We start from the raw sequence: 25,261 nt of genomic DNA on the forward strand, positions 1-25,261 counted from the left end.
GCTTCCGATGGGGCGTCCAGCCCCCCGAAAGCTAGCCAGACATCCATGTCTGGACTTACACGATTGATTCCAACGTACTTCGGCAACTTCGATGGGGAGTGAGTGTTTTCTGTTAGTTTGATTTGCACATTTAATTTTTGAGTTCATATTTTTAACGCAAATGCCAAATAATTGTGCTTTTCACCCCCAGTGCGGATACGGTTGAGGGCTTCGGTTTCATGGATGAAACCGCAGAGCGGCCATGGACGGCGTAAAGCGTCTCTCAGCAGTATCTGCACATACGCCGACCGCAGGTCATTGGAACCACTTAAGGTGGAGGCTAACCCAGTCCTGCCCCATAAGTGAGTTGCTGTCGGTAAGCAGCTCTGATAAATAACAAGCCAGTTGGCCTACCTTTACTAATCCATTAATGGCACTCACTGATTACTTCCGGTAAGACATGCTCGTTATTTCAGCGCCATTTTGATAGGGTGCTTATTAATCAATAGCTTTGATAAAAGTATGCGGAGTATCAATTGCCCCTTTTTGCTGAATATGAAAAACAACAGAAATGGAGAAGTTGGGATAATTACCTTAAGTTTATACCGTTAAGTAAAAGTGACACTGTAGTTGACCTTGGCTGCTCCGTAGGTGATGTATCTCGTACTGATGATGTTAATAGACTACTGCACATCAATCAAAAAATTCATCATACTTTTTTCTTATCTGAGCCACTCACACCAGAGTAAATCCTCTAGTGTGTTTTTATCCAAAAACGATTTACAAACGATCAAACGTTACCAACTCAATACTCAATAGAAGAACTAACCTCTGCCGTTTATGATCAATTCTAGTATCCTCCGCTCCTAACTCGGTAATGCTATCTTAGATTTGTCGACCGCATTACGGCAACTAGGTGCGTTATTACCGCGATAATTTTTACAGCCCCAAAACTCCCCTCGCACACCTTTTCTTAATACCATATCGCCTCCACACACATTGCAAAGCGGTGTGGTATGGCCACAACTGTCATTAAGGCAGACCTTAAAGCCGATAAAACGTTGCCGCGTCATCGGGCTTGCACAACGCTCGCAGCCCTCTTCTTTGTGGTCGCATAGGGGAAAATGGGAGCAAGAATAAAACGAGCTAAACTTACCCTTCCTTGGCTTTAGCGTCCCGGTAGTACAGCGAACACATTTGATCTCCCCAAACAACTTTTGTACTAGTGAGGTACCGAACTCTTGCTGCTCTATTGCATAGTTTTGCTGCAGCAGCTCAACCACAAACGGACTCACATCGGTCATATCAGCTACCACATAGACGCGATGTTTAGCACGGGTTAGCGCCACATAAAACAGTCGACGCTCCTCGGCAAACTCAAAGTCTTCAGCCTGAGGTAAAAAGGCCTCTAACAAGGCTGGCGTTACCTTCTGCGAGGGAAAACCATGCTTACCGGTTTTCATGCCAGTGATCACCACATAATCAGCCTCTTTGCCTTTTGAGGCATGAAAAGACTGGCACTCAATCGTTAGGCTCGGGTATTTCAGCTTAAGTTGTCTTAAGCCATTGCTATCGGGCAGATGAAACCAAAAACGGCCGAGTAAATACACCGTCGGCTTATGTTTCACGCCATCAGCGCCTTGCCCTACTCTGACAGTGATAGCACTCAATGCTTGCTCCAGTGCATTAGCGCTGGGTTCCTCTATTGTCGCCGCTTGATGTTCTCCACGTTGTATCAATGAAATAGCGGGCTGAGTCACAGTGACGTTGGAGCGAATATCCTTTTTAAGCTGCTGTGGGTTCATACTGACAAACTGGCTGGCGACATCGCCAATACTGCTATTAAATCTAAAAGTGCGATCGAGGTAAGTCTTAGCTGTAGCGCCAAAATATTTTGTGAATTTAGTGGTTAAGCTAACATCTGCGCCACTAAAACGATAAATAGCCTGCCAGTCATCACCTACGCAAAACAGTGATGCACTGGTTATAGAGCTTGCTGAACATGAGTCTCGCAATGCCCGCACTAACCGTGCCCTTGGCTCTGAAATATCTTGAAACTCATCAACCATAATATAACGCCAAGGGCTGATGAATTGACCAGCTTGAATGTAACTTAGGGCTTTAGCAATCATGTCCTCAAAGTCAATAACACCGGCAGTCGATAAACGTTGCTGATAGCGGCGCAATATGGGCGCTAATAGATTGAATGCACTACGCACCTGCTTAGGATCCGCGGCATTTTTAAATACGGCTTCCAGCCCTTTATCATCAACACATGCGGCTTTATACAGTCCAATGAGTTGGCTGAAGAGTTTTGCCAGTTCAGTCACCCGTCCGAGCTCATGTAATGTTTCGAGTATGGCTTCATCAGGTAGTGGCGAGTATTGAACTTGAAAGGCAGATAGAGCCTGCTTAAGCTCAGCGATTAACTGACCTTTCTTGTGCTGATAATAGAACAACTCAACACAAGTGGTACCGCGCTGTTGATGTAACTGACGCTTCCACGCCATCGACTCAAGATAGGCATTATTATCAATGAAAGGCGCTGTATCACCTGCTGCGTCTACACCGTAATACTCGATATAAATACCGTACTCAGGTAGATAAAAATCCGGTTGATACTGACGAAAATCGATACTACTGACATCGTGCTCATACTTAGCTTCGTATTGATATTCGATACCGTTGCTAAACAGCCAGTTAGCGATATACAGCTCACCGAAACTCTTTACCCGCTCACCTTTGAGTGTGCGGATATCGTTGTCAGTTAAATATGTAAAATACTCCCCCTCAGACTCAAACTCGAACGGACTTTTTTCAACGTAGTAATATTGGCTGAAGTACTCAAACAGCGACTTTCTGTAGCCCACATCCTCAATCAAATGCTCAAGCGTCTGTTGTACCCACTTATCTTTGGCTTTTTCATCATCAACCCAAGGCGACAAACTCGGCTGCGCGCCTTCAGCCTCAGCAATGACCTTTAGCCCTAGGCTGTGGAAAGTACTGGCCTTAATGTCATCAGTACCAAGCTTATCTTTGATGCGTTGATCCATCTCGTCAGCGGCCTTTCGGCCATAAGCCAACAGCAGAATTTCACTCGCTTGCGCCTTGCCACTCTCGATTAAATACCCAGCGCGCCCCACCATGACACTGGTTTTACCGGTTCCAGCGCCCGCGAGCAGCAAGTTGTTATCATCATCAATAACACAAGCCAGACGCTGTTTATTCGTTAGCGGGTTAGTTTCAACATGGTCAAAAAAATCAGCATGCTTTAATAATTGCGATTGAATATAGTCTTCTCGCAGCTGCGTTATGGTCGCTTTATTCCAGCGATAAAACTGCTGCAATTTCGCTAACGCGGCCTTAGTGTGCGTCGATAAATTCAATGACTGACATAAAGGCTCGCACGCTGGCTCACACAGGGACTGGCACCAAGGAAACCAGCGCATATATTCTCGCGCTATGCGTAACTGCATCTTATCGAGTAACGATGCACGTAGGTAGTTATTGGCGAGAGTAGCTTCGATACGCGCTATTAGCCGACATAGCTGCTGCTCATGAGCTTGCGCCCACAGCACTTCAACTTGTTGTTTAAATTTTGATTTGGCCAGATAACTAAGAAAGGCAATCTGTTGCGGCTTACCTTCAACTTGAAAGCTCAGCAAGGTACCAAAAAAGCTCGATGAGAAAACAGGCGGCGATGTTAGCTGCTGCCAAGGTATATGCACCTTATCAACCGCTGTTTGAGGTTTACGGTAGAGCCCTAAAAACTGACCTTTAGCACAGCTAAATTCAATACCCTCAGCGGTTAAAGTCACTGCATTAGATTTGCCTAGGTACAGTCGGCCAAACCAACTATGGCTAATACTTTTTTCGATATTTTGTGGTAACAATTAAAAACCTACGACTAAATGGCTTTACGCGTTAAATATTAATTGGTCGTCACTATATCGCAATTTTGAGCGACTAATCGTTATCTTTATAAGCTTAGTGAGCAAGGACGTGGATTAAACTTTTCTATTTGGCATATGGGGCTTAGGAGGCGGTATTTGATAAAGTGCCAAAGAAAACGGGCTTTCCTGCAATATACCCATCCGACCTGAAGATGCATGATTCAGTGGGAGTTTAATGGGCTTTAATTAAGGTCAGTTATTGCTCCTGCTAAACTGACATTCGCACCATCCTTGGTGCTTGTATTGATTGCCACTAATGGTAGCTTCTTTAGTAAAATCAATAACACGGAGTAGAGCCCACTTTATAAATAACAGGATGACGCAAACACCGATTACCTGTATTGCGTATAGCCTTTTACATATAAATAAATTGACGATAAAGCCCGTCTAACTGAAGGCGGATAGCCTCAATTTGAGGTTCATCCCTATTTTCTACAGCCGTCAGCAAGTATTGCTCTTTAGCGGTAATTTGTTGACAAAGTGATGCTAAGTTTTCGCAAAACTCTGGCGAATGAATCGCAGTTGATCTCGAGTCATCTTTATCTTGTGCCTGTTTCCTCTTTGACGACATAGGACTGATCCCATGAGCTTGATTGAATGCGATTTGACGCTGGCGACGACGACTCGATTGTTCCATTGCTTGCTTCATCGCGGGAGTTATCTTGTCAGCGTACAGAATCGCCTTGCCATTGAGGTTACGTGCTGCGCGACCAATCATCTGGATCAACGCCTGAACGGATCGTAAAAAACCCGCATGGTCAGCTTCGAGGATAGCAATTAAGGACGCCTCTGGTATATCTAACCCTTCTCGCAATAAGTTAATACCAATCAGCACATCAAAATCACCCGCTCGCAAACCATTAATAATATCTACTCTATCTGCCGTTTTGACATCGGAGTGGAGATAGCGCACTCGTATACCTTTTTTGTCCATCAAACCATTCAATGCTTCAGCACTGACCTTAGTCAAAGTGGTCACTAACACCCGTTCGTCATTTGCCACCCGCTGAGAGATTTCGGCCAGTAGATCATCTATATGATCTGCCGACGGTCTCACTTCAACCTCGGGATCAAGTAAACCTGTTGGTCGCATAATTTGCTCCACAGCCCTACCTTGCGAGCGTTTAAGCTCGTAATCACCCGGTGTCGCAGAGACAAAAATAGTCTGAGGTTTAATTTTTTCAAACTCTTTAAAGCTCAGTGGCCGGTTATTTTTAGCTGAAGGTAGGCGGAATCCATAGTCAATGAGCGTCTCTTTTCGACTCTGATCACTCTTATACATCGCTGATATTTGCGGGATCATCACGTGTGATTCATCAATGAATAACAAACCATCCTTGGGCAAGTAATTGAGCAAGGTCGTTGGCGGAAGGGCGGAATCGCGATCGTTTAGGTAGCTAGCGTAGTTTTCGATCCCAGAGCAATAACCCAGCTGTCGCATCATCTCTACATCATTGATGGTGCGCTCATATAATCGCGCAGCTTCAATCACACGATTATTTGCATTGAGCTCTGCAACCCGTTCCTCCATTTCAGCAAGAATTTTCACACTGGCAGATTGCAGCTGCTCTTTTGGCGTCGCATAAAGGGTTTTCGGCGAAACGAAATACTGGTCGATATCACCCAGTGTTTTACCTGTGATTGGGTCAATCCATTGTAGCCGCTCTATCTTGTCGTCAAATAGCTCCACCCGTATCGCTTTATGCTCAGAATCTGCGGGATAAATATCAATCACATCACCATGAGCTCGAAATGTGGCTCGCTCAATAGTGCGCTCACAACGGCTATATTGCAGCTGAGTTAATCGGTGCAGAAAGCTATTCCGTTCAAGATCCTTTCCCACTGATAAGTGGATCTGTAATGCTCGATAATCGTCTGGATCACCTAAGCCATATACCGATGAGACTGACGCAACAACAATGACATCCCGCCTTTCAATTAGCGATTTAGTCGTGGATAAACGTAGGCGCTCAAGCTGTGCATTGACCGCTGAGTCCTTACGAATAAAGTGATCACTCCCCGGAATATAAACTTCGGGTTGGTAATAGTCGTAATAAGAGACAAAGTATTCCACTGCGTTTTCAGGAAAGAAGGATTTCATTTCACTATACAGTTGGGCTGCTAAGGTTTTGTTATGGGCAAGGATCAACGTTGGACGCTGCAAGCGATGGATCACATTGGCCATGGTGAAGGTTTTACCTGAACCCGTGATGCCTTGCAAAGTTTGGTGCGTAGCGCCAGCCTCTATGCCAGAGATCAATCTCGCTATCGCTTCAGGCTGGTCGCCAGACGGTGAATAGTTTGAATGTAATATAAAAGAATCTTTGTCCATGATTACCCCTAACACTATAACTGTTTACATAGCGTATTGACTAAAAAGACCTAACGTCAGAATAGTTAAAGCTTGCTGTTAATGTTAGTCGTTATCCGTGCCGTATTGGTTTTATGCTTGTTATTCGTCATTTTCGATACAAAACAAACACTCAGTTTATAGTGTTATCTTTGCCGCGGTTTCCGAATCTATCATAAGTTCTAGTGGCATCAGAGGCACTTAAGACGACCAAAATGGCAACCTTTCGAATGGATATAATGGCAACAACCTACGATGGGTTAGGATTATTCAACTAACCTTAAACTAACAAGAATAAGCTCAAGTGAAGCCTCGATGCAGATAGTCACAGTGTGAACGATGAACATTCCAAGCAACCCTTAGGTATCTTTCCTCGTTCCTGGAGTGAGTCGAATGCCGGAAGAGTGCCCGGTAATATTCCTATCTGGGTGGGTATTTTGTCTGAGCTGACCGAATTCGGCATTTTTTTTGTAGCTTATTTTATTGCCAAATATAACTACCCAGAAGCGTTCTCACTTGGCCCCAAAAGCGTTAGCACCACTGCGGGTGTGCTCAATACGCTTATATTACTGACCAGCAGTTACTTTATGGCAAAAGCCATTATCAATATTCGTTTGGATAATCGACTCAAGTCGGAGCGTTACCTTTGGTTAACGTTTAGCTGCGGTTGCTGGTATTTAGTGGTAAAAACGGCCGAATTTTATTGGAATCATCAGCAGGGTTTTAGCACCAATACCAGTGAGTTTTTCACCATATATTACTACATGACATTTAACCACTTTCTTCATGTGGGTTGGGCTGCTTGCGCTATATTGTGGGTAATTTTCCGCTTACGTAAAGGCGCTTATTCAGCAAAACAACACTCTGGTTTGGAGGCGTTGGCGATGTATTGGCATATGATTGATCTCATGTGGATCCTTATTTTTCCCTTGCTGTACGTATTGAGGTAAGCCCTGATGAAGTCACTTGGGAAAATTGAATTTTATTGGGGCGCATTAATTGCCATAACTCTGTTTAATACGCTTTTGGGGGAACAGTTTGAATCATCTGCACTGGTCAGTGTTTTGGTGGCACTCACCGTAATGTATAAAGGCTTAACTGTTATTGACCACTTTATGGAACTGCGCCACGCCCATAAATACCTGCGTTTAATGATGCGTTTCTATCTTATTTTGTTTCCGTCACTCATTATAATGACCGCCTTTTTTTAACGAAAAACAGCTCAAGTTAAGTTGACTACTTTTATAGCCAAACATTTGCTAATTGCTATATTTATACAGCGTTACTTTCAAGTTGCACCGAATATTAGGGAGCATTATGACCTCTTCAACTAACTCAGCGATTGCCATTAAGGGTGATATTTTTTATCAGCCACAAGATAATGAAGTGCAACTGTTTGAGTATGCATTCTCCCATCAGTTACCCTTATTAATTAAAGGCCCTACAGGGTGTGGTAAAACGCGCTTCGTTGCACATATGGCCGAAAAGCTCGCTAGGCCCTTATACACAGTCGCATGCCATGATGATTTAACCGCAGCAGATCTGGTAGGGCGTCATTTAATTGGCCCTAATGGCACCTATTGGCAGGATGGGCCGCTAACCAGGGCGGTACGAGAAGGAGGGATCTGCTATCTTGATGAAATCGTCGAGGCGCGAAAAGATACGACTGTCGTCCTCCACCCTCTTGCTGATGATCGACGCATACTCCCCATAGAACGAACGGGGGAGGAGCTTGCCGCTGCAGAAGGCTTTATGTTGGTGGTGTCCTATAACCCGGGTTATCAAAATATTCTCAAAGGCATGAAGGCGAGCACCCGTCAGCGCTTTGTCGCATTGCGTCTCAACTATCCCGACCCTCTGCTCGAGAGCCAAATTCTGCTCGCTGAAAGTAAAATAGAGCAAGACTTGGCAGTCAAGTTAATTGAACTGGCCGGTTCACTGCGTAGGCTAGACTGTGACTTGGATGAAGTGGTGTCTACCCGCTTGTTGATTTATGCGGCACGAATGATGTCCAGCGGCATGGCGCCGCTTGCTGTGTGTCGCTGCTGTCTTGCTGAGCCTCTATCCGATGATATCGCTACCGTTGAAGCCTTGATGGACGTCGCACGCCTATACTTTGATTATTGATGTATATATAGAATTGAAACGAGCTCCTGCATTGTGGCGTAATCTATTGCGGGGCTATGTCGTATTACTTCCCTTGATTATTGGTTTCATTTATCTTGTTTTCTAACTAGCTCTCTAGCAATATACATCCAGCTAATACTCTCTCACACTCTCTATAACACGCCATACAACACTCTCTATAGCTCTTTCAATAATTCTCTAGACTTGCTTGTAGCCCATTTTATTCCCCGCCCAGGCGCGGACTAACATCCATACGGCAGTAAGAATAAAAGCGGTATGAATAGAGATAAAATAGGTAATAACAAATACCCACGTCATCCCAGAGTTGAAGCCGCCGAAATATAGCATTAGCCCACTGACCAATATTAGTGCCACTGCAGCGGCCAAGTTCAGCTTGATGGCAAAATTTAGGTGATAAGCAGCAAAAGACTCAGCGGTAAATTTGTTGATTTTAGTTAGCAATACAAAAAATGAGATCACAGGTAAAAAGGTTAGATTCAGTAAGGACCACAGGGCAATTATTGATGCCTGCTCTATTTGCTTTCTATCGTATTTTCTTACATTCATGGTTATAGACCCATCTGCAAAATCGGTTATCTGGGCAAATAGATGACCATCACTAAACAAAATAGCGCGATGAAAACAAAGGCCCATAAAAACAGCTTACTCTTATACAATCGGCTACTCGGGTGGGCGGTAGGTAAAGCCATACCGCAGTGTTGGCAAACTTGAGGAGGCACTTTGTCACCTATCTTTTGCTCAAGCTCATTTTCAGTCTGACAATATAAACAGGGCACTTTTTCAACCATACCTCCTCCTGTTGTTGATAGTAAATAGCATTTAGCTCCCCTCTCTAACACGATGAATGGGTTAGCTGATGGTAAAGCTGCGGCAACTTTGTCGGTAGCTGGCTTGGGTTAACAATCACACTGAAGCCGTTACTGCCGAAAATATAGGGCAGATACTGGTCAGCTTTTTGATCTATGGTGATGCAAAATGGTACGAGTCCGAGGCGCCGGGCGGCGATGATGGCTTGGCGGGTATCTTCAATGCCATATCTGCCGTCGTAATTATCGATATCGTTGGGTTTACCATCAGTCAAAATCAGTAACAGTTTCCGATGCTGAGTCTGTTCGGCTAAAATGCGGCTGGCTTGGCGAATTGCCGCCCCCATACGGGTGTAGAACCCCGGGCGTAAACTAAGTATGCGCCCACGAGTATGGTCATTATAAGGTTCGGCAAAATTCTTCAATAATGTAAACCGAACATGATGGCGTTTTACCGACGAAAAACCATAAATCGCAAAAGGATCTCCCACAGCCGATAATGCCTCACTAAATAGCAACATGCTGTCCTTAATAACATCTATGACCCTGTGCTCATTATTGATATAGGCATCTGTGGACATTGAAAGATCTGATAATAAAAGAGTACTGATATCGCGCTGACGGCTCTGAAACCTAAGGTAGAGACCAGTATCATGCGCCAGCGATGTTTTGCTTTCAATATGGAAATCCAGCCAAGCACTTAAATCAACCTCGTCGCCTGTAGACTGAGATTTTTGCCAATTTTTAATACTTTGTAACTGCTGGAATTGTTGGCGGATTTTGTTTGCGGCTGACGCTAATGATACCGGTAGGGCAAGTGGCTGGCTATCTTTAGGTAGCATAGGCTGCAACAAGCAGCGCTCGGGGATTAATTGATTAGATCTAAAATCCCACTCTGGCAAGATGATACCTTTTCCCAGGGGCTGATCATCTTCAATGGCAGCGGGCAGATCGAGATCAATCTTCAGTTTGGCGGTTTTCTGCCGTGAGCCTTTTGCCACCGTAATAATATCAAGATCCTCTGCGACTCTTTGAGCGTCGTCATCTTCAGTGTCGTCTTCGGCACGGTTCACTCGCGAAAACTCACTCCAAGAAAACAGGTTCTCTAAACGAAATACCATCAAGCTATCTTTGCTGTCATCCTCTTCAACTCGCTGTGATTTTTTCCTTGCTTGCAGGCTTTCTTGTGGTGTCATCAACGATGATTCTTGTTCCTCTTCACAATCGATATCTGACGCATTAAATGGGTTAGCCTTAATATTTTCATTGGGATATAGCCACAGATAAATCGCTTGAGGAGCATAGCTAGCCACAGGGAAATCAATGGGAGTTTCAGGGTAAAGAATCGCCTGTATGACAGCGTGTTCGAGCGGTTGCAGGGACTTAGGTAACGACGCTAATGGCGTGCGTAGCTTGAGCATCGCAGCTGCAAGTCGTGCATAGCGCGGCCTCAATGTCGGAAAGATAGCTAATACTTTCGTCACTGCCGCCTGATTGTCTCTAGCCCAGTGATTAAAATGAGTTGGACTATGAGCAGCAAGCGCCACCAGCCACAAGTAAAGTTCTTTATTAAGTTGCTGCGTATCAAAAATGGCAATCGATAGCGGTAGTCTTAGGCTAGTTTCATCCTGCCACGCAAGGCTGATTTGCTGCTTAGCACCCGAAATTTTATCGAGCAGTTTTCTGCGAGCATAATAGTCACGCGGTACGGCGGCTTCGACACGTTTTGTCGGCGCGCCGCCTAATGCTCGAAAGACCACCCCTGCAGATTTTTTTATCTCATCAAACTCAACTCGGGCATGATCAAACTCTGTGTGGCTCTTTTGCACAATATACCTGTGCCAGATACTACCAACCCATTCTTCCATAAGAGGTTAAATTATCTCCCTTGTGCAGTAGATTGAGCTCAAGCTGACGCCAATCAATGGGGGCGGCTTCAATTACAGTGCAGCAATTAGATACACTTTCACTCAACTTCGCCCCTTTTTTCTACCGCTTTCCTATCAACCAAAAAGTTGCACAAATAGGTGATCAGACCAACTAAGAATACCACTCCTGCAGCTTCTCTTGCCCAGTAGAAAATAGAGAGTTTATCTTGGGTGGCCATAAAGTTCAGTGCCTCACCGTTTTCAGGAATACGCTGTAACCAGACTTGCAAAATTCCGGCCCCGGTTAAAAATAGAGTAATAAAGACCATTGCGACAGTCATCAACCAGAATCCCCACATCTCAATCACCTGCGCCTTATTACTCGACGCCTCGCCAACACCTCTTAGCTTAGGCATAGCGTAGGAAATGATAGTGAGTACTATCATGGCATAAGCACCATAAAAGGCCATGTGGCCATGGGCAGCGGTGATTTGGGTGCCATGAGTATAATAATTAACAGGTGCCAAGGTGTGTAAGAATCCCCAAACGCCTGCGCCTAAAAATGCCATTACTGCGGTGCCCAATGCCCAAAGAGTAGCTGCCTTATTAGGATGCTCACGGCGACGATTATTGACCATATTGAATGCGTACAGCACCATAGCAAAGAAAGGCAACGGTTCAATGGCTGAGAATACCGAGCCTACCCACTGCCAATATCCCGGAGTTGCTAACCAGAAAAAGTGGTGTCCAGTCCCCAACAGCCCGGAAATCAACGCCATGGCTATAATCACGTAGAGCCACTTTTCAATGATCTCTCTGTCTACTCCGGTAATTTTGATCAGAATAAAGGCCAAGATGGCTCCCATAATCAATTCCCATACCCCTTCAACCCACAGGTGAACTACAAACCACCAAAAAAGTTTATCCAAGGCAATATTGGCAGGGTTATAGAATGAGAATAGGAAGAATACCGCGAGACCAATGAGACCAGTTATCAGCACCATATTTATGACGGTCTTTCGGCCTCGAAGTATTGTCATTCCAATGTTAAACAGAAAGCCAAGACAGACAATAACAATGCCGATTTTAGTGATGGTCGGTTGCTCTAAGAACTCGCGCCCCATCGTGGGGAAGTATTCATTACCGGTGATATGGGCAAGAGTCGAGTATGGCACCAATAGGTAACCTAATATGGTTAGTGTGCCGGCCACCGCGAATACCCAAAATAGCACTATGGCTAACTTGGGGCTGTATAACTCGGTTTCAGACTCTTCCGGTACGAGGAAGTAAGCCGCTCCCATAAAGCCAAATAACAACCAAACAATGAGCAAGTTTGTATGAACCATACGAGCTACATTGAAAGGAATTGCACCGGCAAGAAAGTCACCGACGACATATTGCAGTCCCATGATGAGGCCAAAAACTATTTGACCTGCAAACAAGACTAACGCAAAAACAAAATAAGGTGTCGCCACTGATTGCGATTGAAATTTTAAAGTACTCATTGCTTACCCCTCAATATTCGGTGGCCAACTGTTAACATCCATTTCGGCGGTGAATTTTAAGAACTCCGCCAAATCATCAACTTGTTGCTCAGTCAAATTAAATTGAGGCATCTGACGCCGCCCCGGTACACCAAGAGGTTGAATCTTCATCCAGCCCTGCATAAAGCCTTTAAATGCATCTAGATTGCCACCGCCACGACGAAAGTAAACATTACCCAGCTCTGGAGCATAATAGGCACCCTCTCCGATGAGCGTATGGCAACCGATACAATTATTGTCTTCCCATACCACCTTGCCTCTAGCAACTGATTCAGTGAGGTTTTCACGGTGGTCTGATTTAGGCATTTCTTTAGTGGTATGCAAGGTGAGTGCGGCAAACAACAGTAAGAAAAAAACACTGCCGCCATAGTAGATATTTCGAGCCATACCTTTCGTAAAAGTGTCTGACATATTGCTACCCTATATTCTGGTGACTTTAATTTTTTGATTAAAGATTTTCTCAGTATAGGACAACAGAGTTTATTTGCTGGATTTCAACAATTGAGTCTTTAGGGTGCTGACTTTAAGACATAGGTGTCCCAAGCGTTTTACGGCTGATGAGCTTCAGATTGCTCGCCTGACGGTGAATAGTTAGAATGTGAGATAAATAAATCTTTTACCATGGTAACCATTACTTGATCACGGTGAAATTGGCATAACCACCAAAGTGTAGTTCAAGTAAGGGTAACGATACCCATCCTAGCTGAAGATATAAAATTCAGTAGGATAGGTATGCATTTTGGCAATAAAACCTTCTATCTATGGATTGTTCGGCCCAACTGCGCAACCTTGCTCATTTATCTTAATTTGAATCTATAGCGCTTCAACATTAAATTCTCAATCACCCAATACAGGCCTGATAGTGATAACAACAGAGTAAGGAGTGCGAATAACCAACTGAAAGGATTGTTGAAACTACCTTGATTGAGGTAATCCATAAAATGCAGTTTAAACATAAAATCTGCAATATCAGTTTGGTCATTTTTGTGGCCAACCAACTCGCCATTAACCGTATTGATATAGACTCGGGTCGACAGGTCATCTTGCATATTCACCAGCCACAAAGGGTTGCACTGCTTTGGCCAATCATTATGGGGTGGCGTCACCTGCTCAATACTACTGATGCTGCCAGGTCCCATATAACTATCGATGGCGAGTTGCATCGCCAGTGGCTCATCAATATCTAAGGTTTTACCTGAGTATGCGTCGATTAACTCCTGTTGCTGGCATTGATGGCTATAACGCTGCACTTTAGCTTCGAGTCGATAAACAGGCAGCCCTGCTAGAGTGACTAAGCTAACTGATTCAGTCTCAGGCCGAGCTTGAAGTAATGGGGCGATTTCGAGCAGCCGCTGAGACTCAAATTTATGTTGATTTTGCTCGGTGTGATGGCTGTGATTGTACGCCATACCTTTAAGCTCATCATGGGGGGTAAGATTGAAATAGAGCCCGCTAGTGAGCCATAACAGTAACTGAACGCTAACCAAGGCGCCTATCCAATAGTGACCCACTTTGATCCAGCGCTTCATCCGCTTACTGAGCTGATTTGTGGATCTGGTTTGTCTACTAGACTGCCGTTTTTTAATTGTCATTACAGGTACCTCCGGCGACGCTGCCAAGTGAGCAGTAGCCCGGCGATAACGGAAATAATGGCAAGGATAGCCGTGAACAATAGCAGCTTATTGTCAATGGATTCTCCATCGTCATAATCCATGATGTGCCACTTCCAAAATAGATCGAACAAGCGCCAGTAGTCATGCCTACGCGTAACCAACTCCCCTGTAGTAGCAGACAAATACAAGGTCGTGGCAGCGCTATCATCAAAGTCCATTTGCCACACAGGTAGATGCCGCGCAGCCAACTCTGCAGGTCCTTTCTCTCGCAGCAGCACGACTTTGATGAGCTTTGCTTCTAGAGGAATTGATTGTTGATGCTGAAAGCCTTTGGCGATTTCTCTCGCTTGCGGCTCTGTTATTTCTGCTGACAGCTGACCTGAATTAGCATTAAGTAAAAAGACTTTCCCCTTGAGTTCTATGCGGTAGTAATGCTGGCTTGCCAATCGCTTTAAACTGATCTCATCGGCATCTGGATAGCGCTGATACACGGCTGATATCGGGTATTTAATCTGCTTTGCATCGATATGAACAACACTCTGCTTGCCAATATAGTCGCCCCGTATAAAATTAATATCCATCAATACAAAGTAGCTGCCGGTAACCGACCAGATCACGATAGGTATGACAAGTGCCAACATCAGCCATCTATGGAGGAAGTGCGCGGAAAACACCCGCTTAATTTTTTTTATTAGGCTCAAAATAATTACTGACCTTTTATTATTGTTATTGTTTTAAGTAAGTCTATTGCCGACCTTTTGTGCGACCCTATCTTTAATCCTATGCTTAACTCTGGCTACCAAGGCTTTAAGCAAGTAGCGAACTTGCGCTATAAACTCCATTTCAGCGCAATATAATAGCGACGCCCGACTAAGTATTAGGTCTTACCGTCGGTATAACTTTGATGATATGGCGCATCTTTATCAAATAGATTATCAACTCCCCCAGTTAACGCAATGCTGTCATCCATTTGATAGCGAACCTGCACATTATGGTAAGTCACAGCATCAACTGAAACAGGATAGCTTTCGTTATGTCTGTAGGGTTGCGAAACTGAAACCATAGATGCATCGTGAGGTGATTATCTAAACCAATTCAAATTTACTGCACGTTCTGCCACTAGACAGTCACAATCAAATTATCTGCATACCTCTAAAGTAATGTTTTGACTCAAAAGTGTGATTACCCGAGCATTTAACTCAAGTAATGTTTGCGACCAACAAAAGATACAAATAATATGCATGTTATATTATTGCAGTTTTTGGAGTGCCATCATGTCTCAATCAAAAGAAGTGTTACTTAATACTCGTGTCGGAGAATTGGTCGCTAGTGACTTCCGTACAGCCCATATTTTTAGTCAGTTTGGTATCGATTTTTGTTGCGGTGGTGGGATATCTTTAGAACGCGCGATTACACGCTTTGAAGCAGATGAAGACCAACTTATCAATGCCCTACTAGCGTTAGACGAAAACGCAGAACAGGGTCAAGGGCTTGCAGAGTTACCACTGCCCGATCTGCTTAACTATATTGAAGCAACACATCACACTTATGTGAGAGAAAAGACACCTTTACTCATTGAATACAGTCAAAAAATGGTGCGTGCACATGGTGAGAATCATAGCGAGATAAAGCCATTAGCGGGCTGGATCAATGCGCTTGTCAATGACTTAATGCCGCACTTAATGAAAGAGGAACAGATCCTGTTTCCAGCCATTCTAGGGCTGCATAACCAGGTGCAAACTCAAACTTGTTTTGGTCATATCAGTAATCCAATTAATGCCATGCTACATGAGCATGATGAAGCGTTGCAGATTATGGAAAGGATCAGTGAACTCACCAATGGCTTCGAGCCACCAGAGTATGCCTGTACCACATGGAGAGTTTGTTATGCCACCCTAGCTGAATTTCAAGCGGATCTAAAGCAACACATCTATATTGAAAACAACGTATTATTCCCGCAAGCGGTTGCGTTAACGGCTTAAAGAAATAGAGCCAGCTTTAGCTAACAGCTGGCTCATTTAGTCGCGCTAAACATTGAATATCATCAATTTCTATATTGGGTAAGTGGGACTGCGAAGTCGCTTTTCTTATCGCACCAAATCCTGGGTTGAGCCACACCGTCTGGCACCCTGCACGCCTTGCACCATCAACATCGCTACCCGCATTGTCGCCAACGTGAAGCATATTTACCGGTGGAATAGCTAACCTCTGTGCAGCCTGTACAAACATATCTTTTGCCGGTTTTTGCTTTACCCCTTGGCCAGGGTGCAGCACAAATTCAAATATTCCGTCGAGTCCAATACGTTGATGATCTACATTACCATTGGTGATCCCAACTAAGCGATAGCGTTGTTTTAATGCATACAGTAACTCCACCACCTCTTTCGATACTGCAAACTGACTTCGATATAAAATAAACTGCTCAAGCACGGCATTAGCACCCTCTTTGGCAACTTCAGCATCATAACCTAGCATCAGTAATCCACGCTCCAGCATCACCACACGCGCTAAGCTAGTGTCATGGCGAAGATCCGGTGCATGCTTTAGCAGATCAAACTTCAATCTATGCCAATCGCGTAACTGCCACTGTTTAGATTTAGGATAGTGTTGCTGTAGAAACTGCTGCGAGGCTGCTTCAGCTTTTTGAATAATCGGCCGATTGTCATACAGCGTATCATCTAAATCAAAGCTAATAGCGCTAAAGCTTTGCGGCCTAATAAACACCTTCATGATTTATTGCCTCTGCTCTTTGCTCTTGGGTGTGCGCCATCGTATACCTTGGCTAGATGTTGAAAGTCCAGACTAGTATAAACCTGAGTCGTTGATAAATTCGCATGACCAAGCAGCTCCTGCACCGCACGTAAGTCAGCACTGGATTCCAACATATGGGTTGCAAATGAGTGCCGAAGTTTATGTGGGTGCACTTTCACATTAAGCGCTTGCTCCTGACCCCACTTAGCCAACCTTGCTTGAATGCTACGGTGAGCTAAGCGGCGACCTTTGGCCGTTACAAATAACGCGTCATCTTCACATGCTATATCACGTCTAATATCAAGCCACTGCGTTATGGCAGCCAGAGCCAATTTTCCGATAGGCACGATTCGTTCTTTGCTGCCCTTGCCCATGACTTTAACTTGCGCTTGGGAGAATTTAATATCAGTAATATCGACAGCTGCCAGTTCCGCCAATCGTAACCCGGAGGAGTAAAACAGCTCCATTATCGCCTTATCTCGGTAGCTCAATGGATCGTTAGCATCGATTTCAAGCAGGTGGGTAACTGAATCAACATCCATATTTTTGGGCAGGGGTTTGGCTTGTTTGGGTGCGCTAAGATTCAGTGCGGGGTTAGCCGAAATTTGTTGCTCTCTTAGCAGAAACTCGAAGAATTGTTTAATCGATGACAACGTCAGTGACAATGAGCGCGGGCTTAATCCCTTACGATGTAGCTTGGCAAGCATGGCTTGCAATGACTCATGTTGCATTGCTAGCCAGCAATCGCCTTCAGCAAACTGTGCTTCAACCCGCTTTAGTTCAAATAGGTAATTTCTTACCGTATAGCCTGAGACTTGTCGTTCAGTTTTAAGGTAGCGCTCAAAATTGACAAGCCAGGGTGACGTGCCCGAAGATCTATTGTCGGCCATAAAAGCCTCGCTGTTAAATTTTCGGCAACTGATGATCCAGTAACTGCTTAAGTTGAGAGAGTAATAGATGATCCATCTCTGGATGAAAGTGCATTGGATCTGAGCTTGCGATAGCAAAGATCACTTGTCCACACTCTTGCGATAATCGAGATAACGCCACAGAGCCGACCTCAGAACCAAACAAACGTTTCGACTCTTCGATGGTTAGGCGACCAAAGTAATAACCTGAATCTAAGCGCTTCCGCCAAATATGCGACAGTTCACTATCGATGTCATGTACTGTTATTAGACGAACATGGCTAAACTGAAACTGCTCTTTTAAGCCGCTTGATAATATCTGCCGCAACTCGCCCATATCTTCACACTTTAGCATCTTCATCGACAATGCACTGTTAAACATGTAGATCTGCTCGTTCCGTGATGCCATCGATAGTAAGGCTGTTATCTCCTCTTCAAGCTGCGAAACTCGTTGGCGTAACGATTCCTGCTGGCGCTCAACCAGTGAAACCGCTCCACGCTCAGCGTGTGGAATACGCATCGCCAGCAGTAACTCAGGGTAACGACTGAAAAAATCTGGGTTATCCAGCAGATACTCTCGGATCAAGATCTCATCAAACGGTGGTTGCTTCATGCTGTTTTCTGTCATTGAGGAATTTGTCCATCATAAACGTGCTCTGCAGGTCCAGTCATCCATAGCGGCTTACCTTCTCCATCCCAGTTAATCGATAATGTGCCACCGGGCAGATCAACTCGTACATTTCGTTCGAGCTTACCTTGCAAAATACCGACAACAACCGCTGCACATGCACCTGTGCCACAAGCTAGTGTTTCTGCCGCGCCGCGCTCATAGACACGCAATTTGATATAACCACTGTTAACCACTTCCATAAAGCCAACGTTCACCCCTTTAGGAAAACGTTCATGCTGGGTCAGTTCACTACCAATAGTATCGACATCAGTATTGGCCACATCATCAACCTCGATGACACAGTGTGGGTTACCCATCGATACAGCACCACAAAGATAAGTGCCGCTGGAGGCCATCAATAAGTAAGTCTTTTCCACTTTCTTAGCATTAAAAGGAATTTTAGCAGGTTCAAGCATGGGTACGCCCATATTGACTGTAACCTTGCCATCGCGCTCGAGTCTCAGGGTGATCTTGCCTGATGAGGTACTCACTCGAATCTTATGCTTTTGCGTTAAGCCTTTGTTGCGAACAAATCGCGCAAAACAACGAGCCCCATTACCACATTGCTCCACTTCACTACCGTCGGCATTAAAGATCCGATAGTGAAAATCAAGATCGGGATCGTACGGGGGTTCTACCAATAACAGTTGGTCGAAGCCGATGCCAAAGTTTCGATCGGCTAGACGTTTGATCTGATCTGGCGAGAAAAACACATTTTGTGTAACCCCATCAACAACCATGAAGTCATTGCCTAAACCGTGCATCTTCGTGAATTGAATCAAGATGGACTTCCTTAAAAGGTAACCGTAGCGGATAGTGTCTATCACGCTACATTCTATATATTGAGTTTACGGCAGTAGCTGCTCACCTTGCCACAATTGGGCAAGCTTTTCTCTTTCGCGGATCACGTAAGCATTATCACCATCAACCATCAATTCTGCCGCTCGAGGACGTGAATTATAGTTCGAAGCCATGGTAAAGCCATAAGCGCCAGATGAACGAATCGCTAAGTAATCACCCGCTTGCACATTAAGCTGACGATCTTTACCTAAGAAATCGCCAGTTTCACACACAGGTCCAACAACATCGTAGCTCAAGGTTTCGCCGCCACGATCAATCGCTGGAATGATTTTCTGCCATGCGCTGTAAAGCGAAGGTCTAATCAAATCATTCATCGCACCATCAACTAAGGCAAAACGCTTCTCGCTGTTCTCTTTGAGGTATAGCACTTGCGTGACGAAGATACCGGCGTTAGCAGCAATCGCTCTGCCAGGTTCAAAGATAAGTTTAAGATCACGACCGCCTAAACGTTCTAGTAATGCCGCAGCATAGACATCCGGTTGTGGTGGTAATTCATCATCATAAGTAACCCCTAAACCGCCGCCTACATCAAAATGCTTGATCTCGATGCCCTGCCCCGCTAAACGATCGATTAAGGCCAACATGCGATCCATTGCATCTAGAAACGGCTTAATCTCAGTAAGCTGAGAACCGATATGGCAATCAACACCTTTCACTTCTAATCCAGGAAGCGCCTTAGCACGTAGGAAAATAGATTCAGCATCTTCCATCGCAATACCAAACTTATTTTCTTTAAGCCCTGTTGAGATGTAAGGGTGCGTGCCCGCATCGACATCAGGGTTAATACGCAAAGAAACAGGTGCCACCTTGCCCAAACGTTGTGCAACAATGCTTAATTGTTCCAGCTCCGCCGCAGATTCTACGTTAAAACAGTAGATGCCAATCTCTAACGCCATCTCCATTTCGGCAACCGTTTTACCCACGCCTGAAAAGACCACTTTAGCAGGATCACCGCCAGCTTCGATGACCCTAGCTAGCTCACCGCCTGAGACAATATCAAAGCCACTGCCCAAACGTGCCAGTACATTTAATACTGCAATATTTGAATTCGCCTTAACCGCATAACAGATAAGGTGAGGATGGTTAGCAACAGCATTATCAAACGCATGCCAATGCCGCTCTAATGTCGCTCGCGAATAGATATAAAGAGGCGTGCCATGTTGCTGAGCTAATTCGGCAACTTGACATTGTTCGGCGTAAAGCTCTTCTGCTTGATATATAAAATGATCCAACGTCTTTAATCCTTCTGACTTTCTTCGCTTTGCTTTGGCTCTGCGTCGGGCGACTTTTCATCGGTCGCTTGTTGATTAACATCTTGCGGAGGCGCTCTAAATAAAGCACTTTTTTGCCCACAACCTAAAAGTACTAGGCTACCAAGCCCTATCAACAAAAACAGTCTCATTTTTTTCAACATCGGTTGACCCTTTAGCGCAATGACCGAGAACATGAGCAATCTATGTCAACGTCTTGCTGTGCGGCAAAAATAGTTATTGTTGATGTTTGCAGACAAGGCCATTATCAGTCAACCCTATAACGCATTTATATCCGTCGTTTCTAGCACTTATTTAGTACTAAGTAATATGTGTTTTACTAAGGTTTACAGGTAATAAACAATAATTTGGCCAGTTAATCACCGCTAGCGTGCTAGCTACCTATATTTAACGACATCAATGATACGCTATCCCCTTGAAATAAGATTAAAACAAACCCTTTCAAAACAGATAGATATAAGCCGTTAATAGCATTTTGTAATAGTAACACTGAATAACCCCAAAATTAATGTGATTGGTAAACACAGGTTGGATTGGTAGTATTAGCTTCATTAACGCTGCAATCTTAAAAATCTGAGGAATAATTAGCATGGCTATAACAGATTTCGAATTTCATCAACTTGTCGATGAAATGTTTCAAGCAATTGATAATGCGATCGAGGTGCTTATTGATGAGCAAGATGCTGACGTCGATGTCGATGGTTCAGGTAATGTTTTACAATTAGAATTTAACGGCAACTCTAAAATAGTGATCAACAAACAAGAGCCGATGCATGAAATTTGGTTAGCGACACAGTTTGGTGGTTATCACTTTGCCTATATTGACGGTAGATGGTTAGATCAGCGTAATAACAATGAGTTTATGCCATTTGTTGTCGAATCTATTTTTAAGCAAAGTGGACTAAAACTAGATATCAAATAGCTCATTATAAAAAAGAGGGGAACTAACACTCCTCTTTTTTCTGTTAAAAATTTAGTTTAAAACTCCACCTCATTAGCGTCTTTTGATACACCAAAAGGCAATGCTATTAGCTTTCCTTGCAAGCGCTCTAACTTAAAGAACTGCGGCATGTTAAATTGCTCTTTTTCTAATATTGAATCATTAAATGCGTGGTGATGACTGACCTGGCTTACCAGCCCTTCAACATCAGCTCCCTGCTGCACATAATGATTTAACGCATTATTTTCATCTAAAATAAACACATCTAACCCCTCTACACGTTGGCGTAAAAAGTACTGAATGGCTCCTCTTGCCGCATAATCTTGAATAACTGACGGGATCTTTGAAAAAGGCTCATTACCGAGTTCAGGCCGAGGTATTTCAACCAATTTTCTTTTTGAAAGCTGCTGGTAAAATGACTTGGCATCGCTGAGGTTCTCAAAGTGCATGCCGCGATTATTAAAGAAAATACCGTAACGAATAGGGCCCACTTTAAGTGGATAAACCAAAGTTGATGAATCTTGTGTTTGACGGCTTAAACGTACCGATCTATCGAGAAGATTCTTAACGCCACGTTCAGTTTGCGAGCTAAGCTTGTTCGAACAACTAATCACCTCCATTGATACCTGTTCAGATGCTCTTTTCATACCAGGAGTGACTGAAGATAGTGCTTCTAAAATCGCTTTCTCGCCTTCAAAGTGATTACAATGCCACTCTCCCCAGCTGTTTAAGCTAATAACATCAATCGAGCCCAGCATATTGGTTTTATGTTTGCCCATTGAAAACACATTACTATTCATATAATCAGCCATTATCTCTTGCCCAGCCCACTGCTCTGTCGGATCACTATTAAAGTTAAGCAGCAAAATCAATTTCTTAAAATGCCATGGCTGACAAAGCGCCATTTTTGATACCTTCATCGAGCCAACGTCAATCAAACCATCAAGACGACTGGCCGCCTGAGTTAAAAATGCCGCGTTACGCCTGCTCTTTTTAACTTCATGCCAACGAGTACCTTGCACTGAAATGCCATTGAGTGAGGCCCATACCAACAACTTTGCTTTGCTCTTTGAATGATAAACAGCGCTGTGATGTAAAAAATTTTTCGGATCTGGCCCACACCTATATAGATAGTATTTATTGTCCTGTTCGCTATAGATAATCGAAAGGTTTTCCTCGGTAATCGAGCGACTCCAGAGTTGATTGAGCGTCATGATTTGATGCTCATCTTCACTAAAGTAAGTATGCAGCTTACGGGTCAACAGACCTAGTTCTGAAATCCTCAAGCTTTCACTCAAACGGTGCGCTGACGCGAAGTGCAACAGAGTTTGATAACTCCCTAGCATCAACACATTAAGTTGTTCATTAAACCACTGCAGCTGGCCGCAATGCCAATGCTCACAGTTATCGAGTGTTGCAACCAAGCTGGGCGCCCACCCCCAATCTTCAACCAACTGATGAATTTTGTAATAACGCCAATCTCTTGCTTGGTCAGGCAGGCTCAACCTCACGCCGCATTTAAGGTAAAAACAGCGCCGAGTGATCTCAAGTCTTCTGGCGTCACCCAGCTTTAATAGATATGTTTCAATCGACTCATACAGTAAATAATAAGCATCGTTGCCTGCTGAAAAATCGCCTTCTAAAGTGCGTTGCCAAATACATTCACTTACTAAACGCGTATTAGGATATTCACTTGCGTAAGCTTCTAAAAGTAGAACTTTTAACAATGCCTTATGCGGTTTCTCTACGCCTTTATATAACTGCCACAATGACGCACCAAAATATTCACTCGCAGGTAACGCCCGAGCATCACCAAGAGAAAGTAAGTGGGTGTTCTTTTTAGCATCTGGCCACCAAGCTATGACCTTACCTGCCAGCCTAAAGTGGCTACGGTAAAATTCTTCCAGTAACAGCCAATGTTGCGCACTGCCGCTGTGTTCGTGACCCATACTATTATGGGGTTCTTTCTGGCCCTCTTGAGCCATAACGAACTGTTCAGGATGAACTAAATAGATATTAACTTCGAAATCGAATTGCGCGAACCATTGGGTCAGCAAGGTCGCTTTTTGTGCCAATAGCTCACATTGATTTTGGCTGACCGACCTATTGTGAATAAGCCAAACATCAATATCACTTTGATTATTTTGGCCAAAGCTGGCCGTGCTTCCCATGCTATAAACCCCCTCGATAAGGGAGCTAGACTTCCCTGCATTAGGCGGCACTGTAATGTTAAGCGTATCGCAGGCTTCAAAACCTTCCCGGGTTATGTGGAAATCAAAGATCCCGTGTGGGGTAAACGGGCCATTATAACCAGGTAGTTTGTCTGAATGATGGTGTAATAAAATAGGAATTAATCTTAGCAAATACCGTTTAAGTGGCGACAATAAAGCACTCGCTCTCGCATATCGAATACAATCCAATCTTTCGGCAGCACATTCGAGAACATTGGTCCCTTCAGTCAATTTCCATTAACTCCTATATAGATATCGCAGACTCTAATGTATACGCCAAAATGTTTAGCGGCAAGCAAATGTGACGTCGATCACACTTTTTAGTAAGCTATAACTGGGTATACTTCAAAGAATCAGCAGCAGAATGTTACATCTGTTTTCGAGCAATGTTAGCATTGGTGCAACTAAGTTCTAAGATGGAATATTCTGCATGTCTCAAAATGTAATCCGTATCGCAACACGTAAGAGCCCTCTTGCCATGTGGCAAGCTGAATTTGTAAAAGCTGAACTGGAAAAAATCCATGCAGGCCTCACCGTTGAATTGCTGCCAATGAGCACTAAAGGTGACATCATCTTAGACACGCCTCTTGCTAAAGTGGGTGGTAAAGGCTTGTTCGTTAAAGAACTTGAAGTTGCCATGTTAGAAGACAGAGCCGATATCGCGGTTCACTCAATGAAAGATGTTCCGGTCGACTTTCCTGAAGGCTTAGGTCTTGAAGTGATTTGTGAGCGTGAAGATCCACGTGACGCATTTGTTTCAAATGACTTTACTAGCATTAATGAGCTGCCTCAAGGTGCAGTAGTTGGCACTTCTAGCTTACGTCGTCAATGTCAAATTCGTGCAGCACGTCCCGATCTTCAAATCAAAGATCTACGTGGTAACGTCGGCACTCGCTTAGCTAAGCTAGATGCGGGTAACTATGATGCAATTATTCTTGCCGCTGCAGGACTTAAGCGCTTAAAGCTTGAAGAGAGAATCACTAGCTTTATCTCTGCAGAAACATCTTTACCAGCCAATGGCCAAGGCGCCGTAGGTATTGAGTGTCGTACTGCTGATGCTCGCGTAAAAGCATTGCTTGCTCCGCTTGAGCATTTAGAAACACGCCTTCGAGTGACTGCTGAGCGCGCAATGAATACTCGCCTTGAAGGTGGTTGTCAGGTGCCAATTGGTGCTTATGCTGAGATTGACGGCGACACATTAAGCCTTCGTGGTTTAGTCGGTAATCCAGATGGTAGCCAAATTATCGAAGCTGCATCATCAGGTCATAAAAACGATGCTGAAAAACTAGGTGTCGCATTGGCTGAAGAGTTACTCGCCAAAGGTGCTAAAACCATTCTTGATGCCGTATATGCAAAAGCGTAAATCGT

23 protein-coding genes are annotated in these 25,261 nt (G+C 44.2%); 6 read left to right on the forward strand and 17 right to left on the reverse strand.

Features of this window, described 5'->3' with window-relative positions; translation table 11 throughout:
* Positions 1-845: 845 nt before the first annotated feature.
* The gene (locus JK628_RS20050) at positions 846-3,872 is read right to left on the reverse strand and encodes a UvrD-helicase domain-containing protein (RefSeq protein WP_202286677.1); all 3,027 of its coding nucleotides are present in this window, start codon (positions 3,870-3,872) and stop codon (positions 846-848) included.
* 415 nt (positions 3,873-4,287) lie between these two features.
* Positions 4,288-6,264, reverse strand: a complete 1,977-nt coding sequence (uvrB, locus tag JK628_RS20055; RefSeq protein WP_202286678.1) for an excinuclease ABC subunit UvrB — start codon at positions 6,262-6,264, stop codon at positions 4,288-4,290.
* Positions 6,265-6,614: 350 nt separating this feature from the next.
* Between uvrB and JK628_RS20060 the strand changes: the two genes are divergently transcribed.
* From JK628_RS20060 to JK628_RS20070, 3 genes are all read left to right on the forward strand, one after another.
* The gene (locus JK628_RS20060) at positions 6,615-7,232 is read left to right on the forward strand and encodes a cytochrome c oxidase subunit 3 family protein (RefSeq protein WP_202286679.1); all 618 of its coding nucleotides are present in this window, start codon (positions 6,615-6,617) and stop codon (positions 7,230-7,232) included.
* Between the two features lie 6 nt (positions 7,233-7,238).
* Positions 7,239-7,493: a cytochrome C oxidase subunit IV family protein gene (locus JK628_RS20065; protein WP_202286680.1), complete on the forward strand. Its 255-nt coding sequence runs from the start codon at positions 7,239-7,241 to the stop codon at positions 7,491-7,493.
* Positions 7,494-7,599: 106 nt separating this feature from the next.
* On the forward strand, positions 7,600-8,409 hold the full coding sequence (locus tag JK628_RS20070; protein WP_202286681.1) for a CbbQ/NirQ/NorQ/GpvN family protein: 810 nt from the start codon (positions 7,600-7,602) through the stop codon (positions 8,407-8,409).
* 198 nt (positions 8,410-8,607) lie between these two features.
* Here the strand turns inward: JK628_RS20070 and JK628_RS20075 are convergent, their stop codons facing one another.
* From JK628_RS20075 to JK628_RS20105, 8 genes are all read right to left on the reverse strand, one after another.
* The gene (locus JK628_RS20075) at positions 8,608-9,063 is read right to left on the reverse strand and encodes a hypothetical protein (RefSeq protein WP_237524073.1); all 456 of its coding nucleotides are present in this window, start codon (positions 9,061-9,063) and stop codon (positions 8,608-8,610) included.
* Between the two features lie 199 nt (positions 9,064-9,262).
* Entirely contained in the window at positions 9,263-11,065 is a 1,803-nt protein-coding gene (locus tag JK628_RS20080; RefSeq protein WP_237524074.1) for a nitric oxide reductase activation protein NorD, read from the reverse strand.
* A gap of 19 nt (positions 11,066-11,084) precedes the next feature.
* Positions 11,085-11,210, reverse strand: coding sequence for a hypothetical protein (locus JK628_RS23495; protein ID WP_272931634.1), 126 nt, complete (start codon positions 11,208-11,210; stop codon positions 11,085-11,087).
* Positions 11,203-12,609, reverse strand: coding sequence for a cbb3-type cytochrome c oxidase subunit I (locus JK628_RS20085; RefSeq protein WP_202286683.1), 1,407 nt, complete (start codon positions 12,607-12,609; stop codon positions 11,203-11,205). Before JK628_RS20085 ends, JK628_RS23495 begins: the two co-directional genes overlap by 8 nt.
* A 3-nt stretch (positions 12,610-12,612) precedes the next feature.
* Positions 12,613-13,059, reverse strand: a complete 447-nt coding sequence (locus tag JK628_RS20090) for a c-type cytochrome (RefSeq protein WP_202286684.1) — start codon at positions 13,057-13,059, stop codon at positions 12,613-12,615.
* 386 nt (positions 13,060-13,445) lie between these two features.
* Positions 13,446-14,240 (reverse strand): PepSY domain-containing protein, encoded by a 795-nt coding sequence (locus tag JK628_RS20095; RefSeq protein ID WP_202286685.1) that lies wholly within the window; start codon positions 14,238-14,240, stop codon positions 13,446-13,448.
* Positions 14,240-14,902, reverse strand: coding sequence for a peptidase (locus JK628_RS20100; RefSeq protein ID WP_202286686.1), 663 nt, complete (start codon positions 14,900-14,902; stop codon positions 14,240-14,242). The genes JK628_RS20095 and JK628_RS20100 overlap by 1 nt, the downstream gene beginning before the upstream one ends.
* Positions 14,903-15,138: 236 nt before the next feature.
* Positions 15,139-15,324 (reverse strand): TonB-dependent receptor, encoded by a 186-nt coding sequence (locus JK628_RS20105; RefSeq protein ID WP_202286687.1) that lies wholly within the window; start codon positions 15,322-15,324, stop codon positions 15,139-15,141.
* Positions 15,325-15,535: 211 nt separating this feature from the next.
* On the opposite strand from JK628_RS20105, the gene ric reads away from it, so the two are divergent.
* Complete coding sequence (gene ric, locus JK628_RS20110; RefSeq protein WP_237524075.1) at positions 15,536-16,243, forward strand: iron-sulfur cluster repair di-iron protein; 708 nt, start codon at positions 15,536-15,538, stop codon at positions 16,241-16,243.
* A 16-nt stretch (positions 16,244-16,259) separates the two neighbouring features.
* Here ric and JK628_RS20115 read toward each other — a convergent pair whose 3' ends face one another.
* The 6 genes from JK628_RS20115 to JK628_RS20140 all read right to left on the reverse strand — a co-directional run bounded on the left by JK628_RS20115 (position 16,260) and on the right by JK628_RS20140 (position 20,865).
* Entirely contained in the window at positions 16,260-16,991 is a 732-nt protein-coding gene (locus tag JK628_RS20115; RefSeq protein ID WP_202286689.1) for an HAD-IA family hydrolase, read from the reverse strand.
* Positions 16,988-17,902, reverse strand: coding sequence for a tyrosine recombinase XerC (xerC, locus tag JK628_RS20120; protein WP_202286690.1), 915 nt, complete (start codon positions 17,900-17,902; stop codon positions 16,988-16,990). Before xerC ends, JK628_RS20115 begins: the two co-directional genes overlap by 4 nt.
* Positions 17,903-17,915: 13 nt before the next feature.
* A complete protein-coding gene (locus tag JK628_RS20125; protein WP_202286691.1) occupies positions 17,916-18,548 on the reverse strand; it encodes a DUF484 family protein in 633 nt (210 codons plus the stop codon).
* The gene (dapF, locus tag JK628_RS20130) at positions 18,545-19,372 is read right to left on the reverse strand and encodes a diaminopimelate epimerase (RefSeq protein ID WP_202286692.1); all 828 of its coding nucleotides are present in this window, start codon (positions 19,370-19,372) and stop codon (positions 18,545-18,547) included. The genes JK628_RS20125 and dapF overlap by 4 nt, the downstream gene beginning before the upstream one ends.
* A gap of 66 nt (positions 19,373-19,438) precedes the next feature.
* Entirely contained in the window at positions 19,439-20,683 is a 1,245-nt protein-coding gene (gene lysA, locus JK628_RS20135) for a diaminopimelate decarboxylase (RefSeq protein WP_202286693.1), read from the reverse strand.
* Positions 20,684-20,688: 5 nt separating this feature from the next.
* Positions 20,689-20,865: a hypothetical protein gene (locus JK628_RS20140; RefSeq protein WP_202286694.1), complete on the reverse strand. Its 177-nt coding sequence runs from the start codon at positions 20,863-20,865 to the stop codon at positions 20,689-20,691.
* A gap of 446 nt (positions 20,866-21,311) precedes the next feature.
* Between JK628_RS20140 and cyaY the strand changes: the two genes are divergently transcribed.
* A complete protein-coding gene (gene cyaY / locus JK628_RS20145; RefSeq protein WP_202286695.1) occupies positions 21,312-21,644 on the forward strand; it encodes an iron donor protein CyaY in 333 nt (110 codons plus the stop codon).
* A 56-nt stretch (positions 21,645-21,700) separates the two neighbouring features.
* On the opposite strand, the gene JK628_RS20150 is transcribed toward cyaY, so the two are convergent.
* Positions 21,701-24,124 (reverse strand): class I adenylate cyclase, encoded by a 2,424-nt coding sequence (locus JK628_RS20150; RefSeq protein ID WP_202286696.1) that lies wholly within the window; start codon positions 24,122-24,124, stop codon positions 21,701-21,703.
* 199 nt (positions 24,125-24,323) lie between these two features.
* Between JK628_RS20150 and hemC the strand changes: the two genes are divergently transcribed.
* Positions 24,324-25,256, forward strand: a complete 933-nt coding sequence (gene hemC, locus JK628_RS20155; RefSeq protein ID WP_202286697.1) for a hydroxymethylbilane synthase — start codon at positions 24,324-24,326, stop codon at positions 25,254-25,256.
* Positions 25,257-25,261: the final 5 nt, after the last annotated feature.

Origin of the sequence: Shewanella sp. KX20019 (genome assembly GCF_016757755.1) — a bacterium.
Classification (GTDB): domain Bacteria; phylum Pseudomonadota; class Gammaproteobacteria; order Enterobacterales; family Shewanellaceae; genus Shewanella.

Bases quoted from the DNA above. Each gene is read 5' to 3' on its own strand.
- JK628_RS20090 (WP_202286684.1), bottom strand. From the start codon at position 13,059: ATGTCAGACACTTTTACGAAAGGTATGGCTCGAAATATCTACTATGGC.
- JK628_RS20105 (WP_202286687.1), bottom strand. From the start codon at position 15,324: ATGGTTTCAGTTTCGCAACCCTACAGACATAACGAAAGCTATCCTGTT.
- JK628_RS20095 (WP_202286685.1), bottom strand. From the start codon at position 14,240: ATGACAATTAAAAAACGGCAGTCTAGTAGACAAACCAGATCCACAAAT.
- JK628_RS20065 (WP_202286680.1), top strand. From the start codon at position 7,239: ATGAAGTCACTTGGGAAAATTGAATTTTATTGGGGCGCATTAATTGCC.
- JK628_RS20085 (WP_202286683.1), bottom strand. From the start codon at position 12,609: ATGAGTACTTTAAAATTTCAATCGCAATCAGTGGCGACACCTTATTTT.
- xerC (WP_202286690.1), bottom strand. From the start codon at position 17,902: ATGGCCGACAATAGATCTTCGGGCACGTCACCCTGGCTTGTCAATTTT.
- cyaY (WP_202286695.1), top strand. From the start codon at position 21,312: ATGGCTATAACAGATTTCGAATTTCATCAACTTGTCGATGAAATGTTT.
- JK628_RS20075 (WP_237524073.1), bottom strand. From the start codon at position 9,063: ATGGGCCTTTGTTTTCATCGCGCTATTTTGTTTAGTGATGGTCATCTA.
- hemC (WP_202286697.1), top strand. From the start codon at position 24,324: ATGTCTCAAAATGTAATCCGTATCGCAACACGTAAGAGCCCTCTTGCC.
- ric (WP_237524075.1), top strand. From the start codon at position 15,536: ATGTCTCAATCAAAAGAAGTGTTACTTAATACTCGTGTCGGAGAATTG.
- JK628_RS20125 (WP_202286691.1), bottom strand. From the start codon at position 18,548: ATGACAGAAAACAGCATGAAGCAACCACCGTTTGATGAGATCTTGATC.
- JK628_RS20115 (WP_202286689.1), bottom strand. From the start codon at position 16,991: ATGAAGGTGTTTATTAGGCCGCAAAGCTTTAGCGCTATTAGCTTTGAT.
- JK628_RS20070 (WP_202286681.1), top strand. From the start codon at position 7,600: ATGACCTCTTCAACTAACTCAGCGATTGCCATTAAGGGTGATATTTTT.
- uvrB (WP_202286678.1), bottom strand. From the start codon at position 6,264: ATGGACAAAGATTCTTTTATATTACATTCAAACTATTCACCGTCTGGC.
- JK628_RS20140 (WP_202286694.1), bottom strand. From the start codon at position 20,865: ATGTTGAAAAAAATGAGACTGTTTTTGTTGATAGGGCTTGGTAGCCTA.
- JK628_RS20100 (WP_202286686.1), bottom strand. From the start codon at position 14,902: ATGTTGGCACTTGTCATACCTATCGTGATCTGGTCGGTTACCGGCAGC.